This is a genomic window from Caulobacter sp. (assembly GCF_035254145.1).
Taxonomy (GTDB): Bacteria; Pseudomonadota; Alphaproteobacteria; order Caulobacterales; family Caulobacteraceae; genus Caulobacter.
This window is the reverse complement of sequence record NZ_DATFAV010000312.1, coordinates 1-12,668: the sequence shown is the minus strand read 5'-3', so window position 1 is coordinate 12,668 and position 12,668 is coordinate 1. Positions and strand designations below refer to the sequence as shown.

At 69.3% G+C, this 12,668-nt stretch carries 14 protein-coding genes; 4 read left to right on the top strand and 10 right to left on the bottom strand.

The genetic code is table 11. The features are described from left to right. Positions 1 to 609: tetratricopeptide repeat protein (locus tag VJ655_RS18750; RefSeq protein ID WP_324113715.1), on the top strand; the 609-nt coding region annotated here is incomplete at its 5' end. 156 nt (positions 610 to 765) lie between these two features. Here the strand turns inward: VJ655_RS18750 and VJ655_RS18745 are convergent. From VJ655_RS18745 to VJ655_RS18700, 10 genes are all read right to left on the bottom strand, one after another. Then, positions 766 to 1,743 (bottom strand): type II secretion system F family protein, encoded by a 978-nt coding sequence (locus VJ655_RS18745; RefSeq protein WP_324113714.1) that lies wholly within the window; start codon positions 1,741 to 1,743, stop codon positions 766 to 768. A 16-nt stretch (positions 1,744 to 1,759) separates the two neighbouring features. Continuing rightward, a complete protein-coding gene (locus VJ655_RS18740; RefSeq protein WP_324113711.1) occupies positions 1,760 to 2,740 on the bottom strand; it encodes a type II secretion system F family protein in 981 nt (326 codons plus the stop codon). 3 nt (positions 2,741 to 2,743) lie between these two features. Further along, positions 2,744 to 4,267, bottom strand: coding sequence for a CpaF family protein (locus VJ655_RS18735; protein WP_324113710.1), 1,524 nt, complete (start codon positions 4,265 to 4,267; stop codon positions 2,744 to 2,746). A gap of 1 nt (position 4,268) precedes the next feature. Continuing rightward, positions 4,269 to 5,747 carry a CpaE family protein gene (locus VJ655_RS18730; RefSeq protein ID WP_324113717.1) on the bottom strand — a complete coding sequence of 493 codons (1,479 nt, stop codon included), beginning with the start codon at positions 5,745 to 5,747 and terminating at the stop codon, positions 4,269 to 4,271. Beyond that, positions 5,744 to 6,454, bottom strand: coding sequence for a CpaD family pilus assembly lipoprotein (locus VJ655_RS18725; RefSeq protein ID WP_324113708.1), 711 nt, complete (start codon positions 6,452 to 6,454; stop codon positions 5,744 to 5,746). The genes VJ655_RS18730 and VJ655_RS18725 overlap by 4 nt, the downstream gene beginning before the upstream one ends. Before the next feature lie 9 nt (positions 6,455 to 6,463). Continuing rightward, positions 6,464 to 8,161, bottom strand: coding sequence for a type II and III secretion system protein family protein (locus VJ655_RS18720; RefSeq protein ID WP_324113706.1), 1,698 nt, complete (start codon positions 8,159 to 8,161; stop codon positions 6,464 to 6,466). Then, positions 8,158 to 9,039 carry a Flp pilus assembly protein CpaB gene (cpaB, locus tag VJ655_RS18715; RefSeq protein WP_324113704.1) on the bottom strand — a complete coding sequence of 294 codons (882 nt, stop codon included), beginning with the start codon at positions 9,037 to 9,039 and terminating at the stop codon, positions 8,158 to 8,160. The genes VJ655_RS18720 and cpaB overlap by 4 nt, the downstream gene beginning before the upstream one ends. Positions 9,040 to 9,331: 292 nt before the next feature. Beyond that, positions 9,332 to 9,844 (bottom strand): prepilin peptidase, encoded by a 513-nt coding sequence (locus VJ655_RS18710; protein WP_324113703.1) that lies wholly within the window; start codon positions 9,842 to 9,844, stop codon positions 9,332 to 9,334. Positions 9,845 to 10,088: 244 nt separating this feature from the next. After that, the gene (locus VJ655_RS18705) at positions 10,089 to 10,268 is read right to left on the bottom strand and encodes a Flp family type IVb pilin (RefSeq protein WP_324113701.1); all 180 of its coding nucleotides are present in this window, start codon (positions 10,266 to 10,268) and stop codon (positions 10,089 to 10,091) included. Positions 10,269 to 10,474: 206 nt separating this feature from the next. Continuing rightward, the gene (locus VJ655_RS18700) at positions 10,475 to 10,654 is read right to left on the bottom strand and encodes a Flp family type IVb pilin (protein WP_324113699.1); all 180 of its coding nucleotides are present in this window, start codon (positions 10,652 to 10,654) and stop codon (positions 10,475 to 10,477) included. Between the two features lie 319 nt (positions 10,655 to 10,973). Here VJ655_RS18700 and VJ655_RS18695 point away from each other — a divergent pair, with 319 nt between their 5' ends. The 3 genes from VJ655_RS18695 (at position 10,974) to VJ655_RS18685 (ending at position 12,544) form a co-directional block, all read left to right on the top strand. Continuing rightward, positions 10,974 to 11,369, top strand: coding sequence for a pilus assembly protein N-terminal domain-containing protein (locus VJ655_RS18695; RefSeq protein WP_324113697.1), 396 nt, complete (start codon positions 10,974 to 10,976; stop codon positions 11,367 to 11,369). A 75-nt stretch (positions 11,370 to 11,444) separates the two neighbouring features. After that, positions 11,445 to 11,990 carry a TadE/TadG family type IV pilus assembly protein gene (locus tag VJ655_RS18690; RefSeq protein ID WP_324113696.1) on the top strand — a complete coding sequence of 182 codons (546 nt, stop codon included), beginning with the start codon at positions 11,445 to 11,447 and terminating at the stop codon, positions 11,988 to 11,990. Beyond that, complete coding sequence (locus tag VJ655_RS18685) at positions 11,987 to 12,544, top strand: TadE/TadG family type IV pilus assembly protein (RefSeq protein ID WP_324113694.1); 558 nt, start codon at positions 11,987 to 11,989, stop codon at positions 12,542 to 12,544. The genes VJ655_RS18690 and VJ655_RS18685 overlap by 4 nt, the downstream gene beginning before the upstream one ends. Positions 12,545 to 12,668 lie beyond the last annotated feature (124 nt).

Genomic DNA, 12,668 nt, shown 5'->3' with positions numbered 1-12,668 from the left:
GATCCGGCCGACGCCGAGGCGGGCGCGGGTCTGGCCCAATCGCTGCGCGGCCTGGGTCGCAACGACGACGCCGCCGAGGTGGCGACCAAGGCCCTGGTGGCCCATCCCGACGACCAGGCGCTGCTGCTGGAGCTGGCCCGCGCCCACATCGCCCGCGGCCAGGGCTTCTACGCGATCGACCCGGCCCGCAAGGCCGCGGCCCTGGCGCCCAAGGACTGGCGCCCGCTGACCCTGCTGGCCGTGGCCTACGAACAGGCCGAACGCGACGAGGAGGCCGAGGCGGCTCATCGCCAGGCCCTGGCGCTGGCGCCGACCGAGGCCACGCCGATCGCCAACTACGCCATGCACTTGGCCGCCCGGGGCGATCTCGCCGGCGCCGAGGCCCAGCTGCGCCACGCGGCCGCCCTGCCCTCGTCCGGGATCCAGGTGCGCCAGAACCTGGCCCTGGTGGTGGGACTGCAAGGCCGCCTGCCCGAGGCCGAAAAACTGGCCCGCGCCGACCTGCCGCCCGAACTGGTCGCCAACAACCTGGCCTATCTGCGCGCCGCGCTCGGCCAGTCCGGCGGCCGGACGTGGGAGTCGGTGAAGGCGGGCGGAGGGGCGCAATAGTCCCTTTCCTCCCTTTGGAGGAACGCTACCGCGTCGCGCGCTTGGACTCGGACTTCAAACGTGTCCAAGACGTCGCCTTCGTGGGTCCAAGGCCCAGGAGGGGCGGGGATTTTTACACTCCAGCGCCTGGCGCGTTGCCCGCTAGCCCCCGCCCCCTCAGTGTTTCATGAACACGTCCTGGACCTTGATGATCGCCGGACCCAGGATGACCATGAACAGCACCGGCAGGAAGAACAGGATCATCGGCACGGTCAGCTGGGCCGGCAGGGCGGCGGCCTTCTTTTCGGCGGCCGAGAGCCGCAGCTCGCGGTTCTCCTTGGCCATCACCCGCAAGGCCGCGCCGAGCGGGGTGCCGTAGCGCTCGGCCTGGATCATGGCGGTGGCCACCGCCTTGACGCCCGGGTGGTTGGTGCGGCGGGCCAGGCCCTCATAGGCTTGGCGGCGCTCGGGCAGATAGGACAGCTCGGCGGTCAACAGGCTGAGTTCCTCGGCCAGCTCCATCGACTGCGTCCCGACCTCCGAGCCGACCTTCTGGATCGCCGCCTCGATCGACATGCCGCTCTCCACGCAGATCAGCAGCAGGTCCAGGGTGTCGGGAAAGGCCGCCACGATCGACTCGCGGCGCTTCTGGGCGACGTTGGTGATGTAGACGTTGGGCGCGTAGTAGCCGAACGCCAGCGCCGCGACGCAGGCGCAGATCTTCTGGATCGGCAGCAGGCCGAAATCGTTGATCCCGTAGAGATAGGCCGCCACCACCGCGGCGAACACGAACGGGGCCACGAAGCGGAAGAAGTAGAAGGTCGTCACCGGACGGGGGCCGCGGAAGCCGGCCTGGGCCAGCTTGTCGACCACCTTGGGGTCCTCCAGCAGGCGCGACAGCTGCAGCCGGTCCACGACCTTCTTGTAGAGCCCCTCGTCCTGGTGGCGCAGCGAGCCGCCGGCGTTGCGGGCGATCGACTCGCGCGAGCGCCGCCGCAGTTCCTCGCGCCGGTTGGCGACCGACTTCAGCCGGCCCTCCAGATTGTTGTCGCGCAGCGCCGGCGAGGCCAGGGTGATGAGGGTGGCGAACACCACGACGGCGATGAACGCGGTCAAGAGGTTCGAGGGATCGGTCAGGGTCTGGACCAGGGTCATGCGGCGATCATCCCCCTCAGAACTTGAAATTGATCATCTTGCGCATGACGAAGATTCCCAGGCTCATCCAGATCCCCGCCGCCAGCAGCATCAGGTGGCCGCGCGGATCGGTGAACAGGGGCTGCATGTAGGCTGGCGAGGTCACGCTGATCAGCACCACCACGCCGGGCGGCAGGGCGCCGATGATCAGGGCCGAGGCGACGGCCTCGGCCGACAGCGCCTTGATCTTTTCCTTCATCAGCTTGCGCGCGCGCAGCACGGCCGACAGGTTGCCCAGGGCCTCGGACAGGTTGCCGCCGGTCTTCTGCTGGATCGACAGGACGATGGCGAAGAAGCGCAACTCGCTGGTGGGCATGCGCTCGTACATCTTCTCCAGCGCCGCCTCCATCGGCACGCCCATGCCGACGTTCTCGGTCAGCATGCGGAACTCGCCGGCCAGGGGCTCGGGGCTCTCCTGGCCGATGATCCTCAGGCAGTCGTGCAGCGGCAGGCCCGACTTGACCCCGCGCACGATGATGTCGATGGCGTCGGAGAAGGCCTCGGTGAACTTGCCGGCGCGCCGCTTGGCCAGCACCGCCAGCAGCCAGCGCGGCAGGCCCGCGCCCGCGGCGAAGCCCGCGCCCAGCGCCACCAGCGGCGTCTGGCCCAGGACCAGGACGATCAGGGCCAGGATGACGCCCAGCGCGACGCTGACGATCCAGAACGGACGGACATCGCCCCCCAGCCCCGCCGCCTGCATCCGCGCGGCGATGCTGAGCGTCGCCTTCTTCTGCTTGCGCTCCTGGTCCTTGAGCGCCTTCAGTATGGCCTGGCGGCGAACGTCGGGCGCATTGGCCGCCGCGCGGTTGCGCGTCGCCGCCTGGCGCTCGACGGCCACGCCGCCGATATGCTGGGCGCGCTTGGCCGCCTTGGCGGTCTGGCTGTCGCCACCGGCCAGGGCCAGGCCCAGGCCGGCGATGGTGATGAAGCCCAGGACCCCGGCGAGGATGAACAGCATCGCCTACTCCGCCGCGTCGAGGGCTTCGGCCAGCTCGCGCTCCAGGCCGTAGTAGCGGGCGCGGTCCCAGAAGCGGGGGCGGGCTATGCCGGTCGAGCGGTGGCGGCCGAGCACCCGACCCTGCTCGTCCTCGCCGCTGATCTCATAGACGAAGAGGTCCTGGGTGACGATCACGTCGCCCTCCAGGCCCACGACCTCGGTGATGTGGGTGATGCGGCGGCTGCCGTCGCGCAGGCGGGCGGCCTGGATGATCACGTCGACCGAGCCGACGACCATCTCCTTGATGGTCTTGGAGGGCAGGCCATAGCCGCCCATGGTGATCATGCTCTCGACGCGGCTGATCGCCTCGCGCGGGCTGTTGGCGTGCAGCGTGCCCATCGAGCCGTCGTGGCCGGTGTTCATGGCCTGCAGCAGGTCGAAGGCCTCGGGGCCGCGCACCTCGCCGACGATGATCCGCTCGGGGCGCATCCGCAGGCAGTTGCGAACCAGGTCGCGCATGGTCACCGCGCCCTGGCCCTCCAGGTTGGGCGGCCGGGTCTCCAGGCGCACCACGTGCGGTTGCTGCAGCTGCAGCTCGGCGGCGTCCTCGCAGGTCACGACCCGCTCGGTGGGGTCGATGAAGGCGGTCAGGGTGTTGAGCAAGGTGGTCTTGCCCGAGCCGGTGCCGCCCGAGATGATCACGTTGCACCGGCAGGCGCCGATGACCCCGAGAACGCGCGCGCCCTCCGGGCTGATGGAGGCGTACTCCACCAGGTTCTTCATGGTCAGCTTGTCGCGCCGGAACTTGCGGATGGTCAGGGTGGGACCATCAAGGGCCAGCGGCGGGGCGATGACGTTGACGCGGCTGCCGTCGGGCAGGCGCGCGTCGCAGATCGGGCTGCTCTCGTCGACCCGCCGGCCGACCTGGCTGACGATCCGCTGGCAGATGTTCATCAGCTGCAGGTTGTCGCGGAAGCGGACATTGGTCAGCTGGACCTTGCCGCCGACTTCGATGAACACCCGCTGGGCCCCGTTGACCATGATGTCGGCGATGTCGTCGCGGGCCAGCAGAGGCTCAAGCGGACCATAGCCGAGGACGTCGTTGATGATGTCCTGGACCAGGCTCTCCTGCTCGGCCGCCGACATGGTGACGTTCTTGATCGCCACCAGCTCGGCGACGATGTCGCGGATTTCCTCGGCGGCCTGGCGCTGGTCCAGCTGGGCCAGTTGCGACAGGTCGATGGTGTTGAGCAGGGCGTTGAAGATCGCCGTCTTGGTGACGTGGTAGTAGTCGCTCTGCTCGCGGACCACATGGGTGGTCTGGGGCTGGCCGTGGGCGGCGCGCAGCTGGTCGAGGCCGGCCGTGACGCGCGACCCGCCGCTCCCCTTCAGGGACGGACCGGTGACCTTGGGCGGCGGCGCGACCGGCGGGACGTCGGCGGCCGGGTCCGTCCGCCGAGGACGCGTGGCGATAGGCGTCCCGCCCGTGGGGGCGGGCGGCGGCGCCTTGGATTCGGCGGGAACGGACGTGTCGCGTTTGCCGAACATCTCAGGTCTTCTTGAACAGCCCCGACAGGATCGAAGTCTTCTGGACCGGCGGCGGCTCGCGGCGGCTGATCAGCCGCGCCAGATGCTCGACGCCCTCGGCGGCCTTGGACCGCGGCGCGACCTCGGCCAGCATCTGGCCGTTGTTGGCCGCCTGGCCGTAGGGCTTGGGATCGAACGGCAACACCAGCGACGGCTGGACGCCCAGGGCCTCGCCGAAGTCCTTGACCGGGATCTCGGGACGCCCCGGCACCCCGACCTGGTTCAGCACCAGGCGCGGCGGGGCGTCGTTCGGGCGCGCGGTCCGCACCAGGTCGATCATGTTCTTGGCGTTGCGCAGGGACGCCAGGTCCGGCGTCGCCACCACCACCAGGTCGTCGGAGCCCAGAAGCACCCGTCGGCTCCAGCCGTTCCAGACGTGCGGCAGGTCCAGCACCACATAGGGGGCGGCGTGGCGGATCTTCTGGGTGACTTCCTCGAAGGCGTCCGCGCCGATCTCGTAGTCGTCCTCCAGCGTCGCCGGGGCGGCGAACAGCGACAGGCGGTCGCCGCAGCGGACCATCATCCGGTCCATCAGCACCGGGTCCAGGCGATCGGGCTGGGTCAGGGCGTCCAGCACGCCCTGCACCGGGTCCTGGTTGAAGTCGAGACCGGCCGTGCCGAAGGCCAGGTCCAGGTCGACCAGCACCGTCGCCGTCTGCATCCGCTCGGCCATGGTCCAGGCGAAGTTGTGCGCCAGGGTCGAGGCCCCCACCCCGCCCTTGGCGCCGACGAAAGCGATCTGGCGGCCGATGAACGGCGTCGACGGATCGGCGTATAGCGCGCCCACCGCCCGGATCACCTGCAGCGGCGACAGCGGCTGGGTCAGGTACTCGCTGACCCCGCGGCGGATCAGTTCGCGGTAGAGGGCGATGTCGTTGGTCTGACCGACCACGACGACCTTGGTGCCGGGGTCGCAGACCTGGGCCAGGGCGTCCAGCAGGTGCAGCAGCCGCTGAGCGTCGTCCAGGCTCTCGACCAGCACCAGCGAGGGCGTGGGCTGGTCCTGGTAGTAGTCGACCGCCGCCGCCAGGCCGCCAGGCCGGACGAGCGTGGTGGCGCGGGCCATGCGGCGATCGCCGGCGGCGTGCTCGATCAGCTCGGCCGTCTCGGTCAGGGCGCAGAAGGCGTGGATGGTGATGCGCGGGATCACCGCCTCGCCCAGGCCGCTGTCGGGGATCGGCTCCAGATAGGCCGGCGCGGCGATCTCGACTCTCGCCTCGCGGGGGGCCTCACGGGCCGGTTCGGGGGGCGGCCTGGAGACGGGCTGGGCGGCCTCGCGCGGCGAGGGCGGCGGGAAGGCGCCGAACGGATCCTCGAAGTCGCCGACGGCCGGGTCCAGCGACGGCGGGGCCGACGCGCGCCAGGGATCGCCCACGCCGGTGGTGAACTCGTCGGCGGCGTCGAAGCCCAGGTCGAAGGGATCGTTGTCGGCCGGCATCAGGGGATCGCCTTGGAGATCGCGCCGCTGGCCTGCTCGTCGCGGGTCGTGCTGGTGACCTCGCCACGACGGTACTTGCCCAGCACCACCCCACGCCGGTCGGCGTCGGCGGGCGTCATGTCGCGCGGCCGGACCAGGTCCTCGGGATCGGCAACCTGGGCGGCCATGTTGGCGGCCACGGCGCAGCCGAAGTTCTCGTAGGCCTTGTTGTCGCGGGTGGCCGTCAGGCTTTCCCACGACTGGCCGCACTTGGGAGGCTCGGCCTCGTAGCGGACGAAGCCGACGCGCACGACGGCGTCCTGCGGCGCGGCCGGATCGGCGCCCACGACGCGCACCCGCGCCGCCGGAGCGCCCAGCAGGATCAGGCGCTCGCGCACCTGGACGGCCATGGCCCCGGCGCCGCTCGGCGCGGTGACCACCAGCTCGCGCGCCTCGGCCTGAAGCCAGCGACCGACCAGGGCCTCCAGCGCCGCGCCCTGGTTGGCCGAGACGCCGGTGGCGTGGACGGCCAGGACGATCTCGTCGGGGGCCGGGGTGACCTTGACCCGCTCGGCCCAGACTTGCGTCTCGGTCGGCGCCGTGGCCGCGTCCCGCGAGGCGGGGGTCGATGCGCAGGCGGCCAGGCTGGCCATGGCGGCCAGGCCGGCCAGCCAGAGGCTGGTCTTCTGGCCGGTGCTCGGGACGGTCTTGACGGAGGCTTGGTGCGTCATGGCGGCGTCCTACTCGATCACATAGCCGACGGGGCCCTGGTAGGCGCGCCCCGCATTGGCGCCCGGCGGCGCCTTGACGACCTGGTTCAGCCGCCCCAGCAGCACCGTGCTCATGTCTCCGGCCAGCCGCAGGCCGTCGGCCGGCGTCTGCAGGTCCCTCGGCCGGGTCGGATCGACGATGTACGGCGTGACGATGATCACCAGTTCGGTCTCGCCGTTCAGGAAGTCGCGCGAGCGGAACAGCGAGCCCAGGATCGGCATGTTGGTCATGCCCGGCAGGGCGTCGATCGTCTGCTTGGAGGTCTGCTGCAGCAGGCCCGCGATCATGAACGACCCGCCCGAAGGCAGCTCGACCGTCGTCTCGGCGCGGCGGACCGACAGGCCCGGCACGGTGATCGCCGCCCCCGTCGTCGTCGTGTTGCCGGTGGTCGTGCTGTTGCTGATCGTGAACGCGCCCAGGCTGGACAGCTCGGAGACCTCGGTCGAGATCTTCAGCGAGATGCGGCCGCCCGACATCACCACCGGGGTGTAGCCCAGGCCCACGCCATAGGGCTTGAACTCGATCGACACCTTGCCGGTGGAGTCGCTGCCGGTCGGAACCGGGAACTCGCCGCCGACCAGGAAATGGCCCGCCTCGCCCGAGACGGCCGTCAGGTTCGGCTCGGCCAGGGTGCGCACCAGGCCGACGCGCTCGAACGCCTGAATCATGCCCTTGGCGGAGTTGACCCCGGTGCTGCCCGCCGTGTCGGTGATGGTGGCCGTGTCGCCGTTGCCGACGATGATCTCCTTGCCCGTCGTCGGGTCCGTGACGCCGGTGTGGTAGATCTTGCCATGGACGACGGCCAGGCACTTGGCGTTGTCGCCCAGACCGCCGGCGCAGGGGATCTGCATCGTCGGCTGCTTGGTGGTGTCGAGCTTGTAACCGCCGATCGCCCCGCCCAGCAGGCCGCCATTGACGCCATAGGTCGGCGACAGGCCGAAGGCGTACTGGCTCTGGCCCAACTGACCGAGCACGGCGTTCAGGTCGACGCCCAGCTGCTTGATGACGTTGCGCTGCACCTCGACGATGCGGACCTGCAGCATCACCTGGTCCTTGCCGGCGATGCTGAGCATGTTCAGCACCTTGTCGGCGCCGCCGACATACTGGGCGGCGATGCGGCCGGCGGCGTCGGACTCGGCGGGGGTGCGGACCGTGCCGCTCAGCACCACGCTGTCGCGGATCGGCTGGACCCGGATCCGGCCCTCGGGCAGCACCCGGCTCAGGGTGTCGGCCAGTTGGTCGACGGGCTGGGAGACCTTGATCGTCAGCGACAGAATCCGGCGGCCGGCCTCGTCGAAGAAGGCCGCGTCGGTGACGCCCTCGGCCAGGGCGACGACATAGACCCGGCGCCTGTCGCGCAGGACGGCGTCGGCCACGGCCGGACTGGTGATCAGCAGGTCGCGGACGTCGCTGGGCAGCTCGACGATGGCCGACTTGCCCTTGGCCAGCTCCAGGGTCGCGGCGGTCTGGTCGGCGGTGAGGACCACGCGGGCGACCTGGCCGCCGATCGGCGGGGCCGGCGTCGCGATGGCCGGCGCGGCCCGCGCCGCGCGGGCGACCGGGCGATAGACGTGCGAGCCGCCCACCGGCCCGTCGGCGAAGGCCGGGACGGCCGAGCTCAAGCCCAGCAGGATGGCGAGGTGGACAGTCAGCAGCCGGCGGCTCACGGGCGCACCGCCACGCTGGTGGTCTGGCCGCCGCGATTGATGCGGATGGCGGAGTCGCTGGCGACGGCTTGCGTCATGCCGGAGGGAGCGCCCAGGTCGGTATAGGCGCGCAGGGCCAGGGTGATCGGACCGCCGGCCTTGGCGCGGGCCAGGGCCTCGGCCTCGGCCGGGCCGACCTCGAGGGTGGCGCTGGCCGCGACGATCGTCTTGGCGTCCTTGCCGGCGGTCGTGCTCTGGTCCAGCGCCAGGACGCGGATGTTGCGCAGCACCGTCTCGGCCAGGATCAGCTTGCCGCCGTCGGGTCCGGGGTTGGGGGCGTCGTGGGTCGACAGGACGTCGACGCGGTCGCCCGGCAGGATGAAGCCGCCGGCCGCGGTGTCGGTCGAGACCGGCACGGCCATGGCCCGCTTGCCCGGCGTCAGGACGACCGACAGATAGCCGCCCTCGCCGCCGCGCACGATCTTGCGGGAGGTGATGGGCTCGCCCGTCAGGATGGGATCACGCACGATGGCGCCCTCCAGGGCCTTGGCCGGATCGCCGCCGATCATGTGGTCGGCCGCGCCGGCGACCACGGCCTGCGCCAGGGCGACCTTGCCCTGGGGCTTGGCTGGGGCGGCGCCGTTGGTGACGAAGGCGCCGTTGATCGCGTCGGAGGGCCAGGCCTGCCAGCCGATGTCGGCGGCCGTCAGGCGCTCGCCGATGGCCAAGTCGCGCTTGGCCACCAGCACCTGGGTCATCGGCTTGTCCGGCGCGGCGGCCGGCGCCGTGGCCGCCACGGGCCGCCCCGGCTTGGCGCCGAGGGCGCGCTGAAGCACGACGGCCAGGCCGATGGCCGACACGGCGGCGATCAGGACGATCAAGAGACGGACGGGGCTCATGCGCGAACGAAAAACTCGTAGGGAACCGGCCCGGCGAGCGCGCGCGATTCAACAACGGCCCTTCTGGCCATGCTCATGGTCGCCCGGACATGGTTAACGGCGACTAAAATTTCGCTTTTGACCGCCTCTTGTCGGGCGCGACAGGCTGTCGCGCCCGCGCCCTAGAGCCTGTCTGGTTTAGATGGAACCATCTAAACCAGATAAACAGGCTCTATCTTCTTACACTTAGAGCGCGCTCGGGCGGGTTAGCCGCTTACACCTAACCCTAGCGCGCTCTAGCGCCGCCGGTCTTTCAGCCCAGAATGCTCTGGGCCAGGAGGCCTTGCGGAAAGGCCGCCAACGCGCCCGCGGCGATGGCCGCGCCATAGGGCAGATCGCCGCCTTGGACGCCCAGTCGACGCATCCAGGCCGGACCGCCCGCCAGCACCGGCGCGACCCAGGCCGAGCGCAGGCCCAGGATCAGGAAGGTCAGCGCGCCGCCGGCCAGGGCCGTATAGAGCATGAAGGGCAAGACCGCCGGCCAGCCCAGCCACAGGGCGCAGGCGGCCAGCAGCTTGCCGTCGCCGCCGCCGATCCAGCCGGCCGCGAACATGGCCACGCCCAGGACCAGGGCGCCGAAGCCCGCCGCCAGGCACAGGCCGATCTGGCCCAGGGGCGCGCCGCTGACCAGGGCCGCCGGGACGAAGGCGGCGACCAGGGCCAGCGAGATCCAGTTGGGGATCGTGTAGCTGGTCAGGTCCTTCAGCGCGCCGACGATGGCCAGGGCCGGGAAGACCAGCAGCAATGAGATCTGGAGAACGTGCATGATGGGCGCGTCTTGAATTGAGATCGCCCCAGTCTGGGCCGGACCCGTGAAGCAATGGTTCCCAAAAGCGAAGAGGCCGCGACGCCCCCGCGTCACGGCCTCCCCGTTTTCGAGGTGGTCCTAGAGCCTGTCTGGTTTAGATGGAATCATCTAAACTAGATAAACAGGCTCTAGATTCAAATACTTAGAGCGCGTTCGAGCGGTTTAACCGCTCACGCTTAAACCTAACGCGCTCTAGCGGACGTTAGGTGCCGGCCGCCGTGGTCATGGCGTCGCCGGCCTTGGTGAACGCCAGGCCCAGCTTCTGGCCGAGGGTGGTGACGGCGGCGACGACCACCACCGCGATCAGGGCGACGATCAGGCCGTATTCGATGGCCGTGGCGCCGGATTGGTCTTTAGCGAAAGCCTTGAGCAGCTGCGTCATGGCGCAATCTCCATGGGTTGAACCGATGTACGCGACTCTACGACGCATGAGGTGAATCGAGAGTTACATACAAAGATTAAATGCGGATCTTGAGTTGAATTTTGTCGAATACCTGACACGCGGAGAGACCATTCCAGGAAATACGACAATAAAAAAGGCCGGGATTTATCCCGGCCTTCTCAATCTGTCTTTCCCAGACTTTCGTCTTAGGTGCCAGCGGCCGACGACACGGCCGTGCCGGCCTTCGTGAAGGCGGTGTTCAACTTCGTGCCCAGGGTGGTGACGGCGGTCACGATCACGACGGCGATCAGGGCGACGATCAGGCCATACTCGATGGCGGTGGCGCCGGACTCATCCTTCAGGAAGCGAGTGACGAACTTGGTCATGACTTGGTCTCCAGAAACCTAAGCTGTTGATTTGAGGCCCCCAAGTCAGCTCGACTTGCTCACCCCCGAAAACATGACCAGCCTCACGGATCGCACTTAATCCGCAGTAAATCCAAGATGGTTTATTTCCTTTTTATTATAGTTTATTCGCGTTCATCATTATCATCGCTTAACCATAGTACAGACGACGATCGACAACGCCTTGAGATCTAAGGAATTTCCTGGAATCGCCTTTACACGCCTCGGCGTCCCCTTAGCCTTTTATTGACCAATCCAGCTGATGCTGCGCGGCGCTGGCGTCCCGCCCTGGAAACCATTCATGCGTCGCTTTTCGCTCGCCATCGTCGCCGTCCTGGCGCTCTCGACCGCCGCGGCGCAGGCTCAGCCGCGCCCGGTCGACCTGCCGGTCGCCTCCGGTCAGACCGCCTCCCTCTCCTTGGGCGAGGGGGTCCGCGACATCGTGGTCGGCGACCCCAGCGTGGCCGATGTCAGCGTCGTCGGCGACCGCACCCTGATCGTGATGGGCAAGCGTCCCGGCGTGACCAGCCTGCTAGCCTTCGGCGTCGGCGGCCGCGCCCTCGCCAGCCGCCAGGTCGTCGTCTCCGAGGTCGGCGCCGGCGCGGTGACCGTCTATCGCGGGGCCGCCGCCAGCCACTACGCCTGCGCGCCCCAGTGCAGCCGGGTCGGCGTGACGGGCGGAACGACCGCGCCCTGAAATCCGTAGGCGCGGCCTAACCCCTGATTAGGACCGTTCGGCTAGTCTGACCGTCCTTTCACGGAACGCCTTCGCATGGTCCGCCCCTCTCCGCTCGACCGCGCCCGTCTTCGCCTGGCCTCCCTGGCCGGGCGCTTCGCGCGCGCCGAGCGCGGCGCGACGGCGGTCGAGTTCGCGTTCGTGGCCATCCCCTTCCTGATGCTGGTCTTCGCGATGATCGAGCTGGGGCTGGTGTTCCTGGTCTCCCTGACCCTGGAGAACGCGGTCATGGACGTGGGCCGCACCATCCGCACCGGCGAGCTCCAGAACTCGGGCGGCACGGCCGCCACCTTCAAGACCGCCGTCTGCAACAAGATGAGCTGGGTGGGCGCGAGCTGCGCCGGGGCGCTGTCGATCGACGTGCGCACCTTCGCCGACTTCACCAGCTCAAACAGCTCGGCCGCCACCATGCCCGACACCATGAACTTCAACCCGGGCGGGGCCGGCTCGATCGTGCTGATCCGCGCCTACTACGCCTGGCCCCTGATCACCCCGCTGATGCAGACCGGCCTGCAGAGCGCCAACGGCAAGCGGATCATCTACGCCGCCACCGCCTTCACCAACGAGCCCTACGACCGATGAGCGGCCGTTCCCGTTCCTCCAATGGATTCTGGCGCGACCGACGCGGCGCCTCGGCGGTGGAGTTCGCCCTGGTCGCCCCGGTGCTGATCGTCATGTACTGCGGCCTGGCCGAGCTGACCCAGGCGATGATGGCCCAGCGACGGCTGTCGAGCATCACCCTGTCGATCGGCGACCTGGTGGCCCAGACGACCCAGACCGGCCCGACCCGGACCAGCGACATCTTCACGATCGGCTCGATCATCATGGCGCCCTTTCCGACCACCGGACTGAAAATGTGCGTGGTCAGCGTCATCTCCGACGCCACCGGCAAGGACACCGTCGCCTGGTCGCGCGCCTCGGCCGCCGGCATGACCAACTGCCCCACCGCCGGAACGGTGCTGACCGACGTCCCCGTCGCGGTGCTGCCGGCCAGCCAGAGCGTGATCCTGGCGCGGGCCAGCTACGCCTACAACTCACCGATCCAGCTGGTTCTGCCCCGCCCCCTGACCTTCACTCGCACCCTCTACCTGCGACCCCGCCGCTCCGACACGGTGCTGTGGTCGGCGACGAGCTGAGGGGTCAAGCGCGGGAGATACGCCTAAATTCATCCGCCTTCCTGGGCCTCGTGCCCAGGACCCATGTTGGCGGCAGGCTGAAATTTTGAAGTATGTTGGGGCCGAATGGCCCAGGACGCCGGTC

Bases quoted from the DNA above. Each gene is read 5' to 3' on its own strand.
- VJ655_RS18745 (WP_324113714.1), bottom strand. From the start codon at position 1,743: ATGACCCTGGTCCAGACCCTGACCGATCCCTCGAACCTCTTGACCGCG.
- VJ655_RS18740 (WP_324113711.1), bottom strand. From the start codon at position 2,740: ATGCTGTTCATCCTCGCCGGGGTCCTGGGCTTCATCACCATCGCCGGC.
- VJ655_RS18735 (WP_324113710.1), bottom strand. From the start codon at position 4,267: ATGTTCGGCAAACGCGACACGTCCGTTCCCGCCGAATCCAAGGCGCCG.
- VJ655_RS18725 (WP_324113708.1), bottom strand. From the start codon at position 6,454: ATGACGCACCAAGCCTCCGTCAAGACCGTCCCGAGCACCGGCCAGAAG.
- cpaB (WP_324113704.1), bottom strand. From the start codon at position 9,039: ATGAGCCCCGTCCGTCTCTTGATCGTCCTGATCGCCGCCGTGTCGGCC.
- VJ655_RS18710 (WP_324113703.1), bottom strand. From the start codon at position 9,844: ATGCACGTTCTCCAGATCTCATTGCTGCTGGTCTTCCCGGCCCTGGCC.
- VJ655_RS18705 (WP_324113701.1), bottom strand. From the start codon at position 10,268: ATGACGCAGCTGCTCAAGGCTTTCGCTAAAGACCAATCCGGCGCCACG.
- VJ655_RS18700 (WP_324113699.1), bottom strand. From the start codon at position 10,654: ATGACCAAGTTCGTCACTCGCTTCCTGAAGGATGAGTCCGGCGCCACC.
- VJ655_RS18695 (WP_324113697.1), top strand. From the start codon at position 10,974: ATGCGTCGCTTTTCGCTCGCCATCGTCGCCGTCCTGGCGCTCTCGACC.
- VJ655_RS18690 (WP_324113696.1), top strand. From the start codon at position 11,445: ATGGTCCGCCCCTCTCCGCTCGACCGCGCCCGTCTTCGCCTGGCCTCC.
- VJ655_RS18685 (WP_324113694.1), top strand. From the start codon at position 11,987: ATGAGCGGCCGTTCCCGTTCCTCCAATGGATTCTGGCGCGACCGACGC.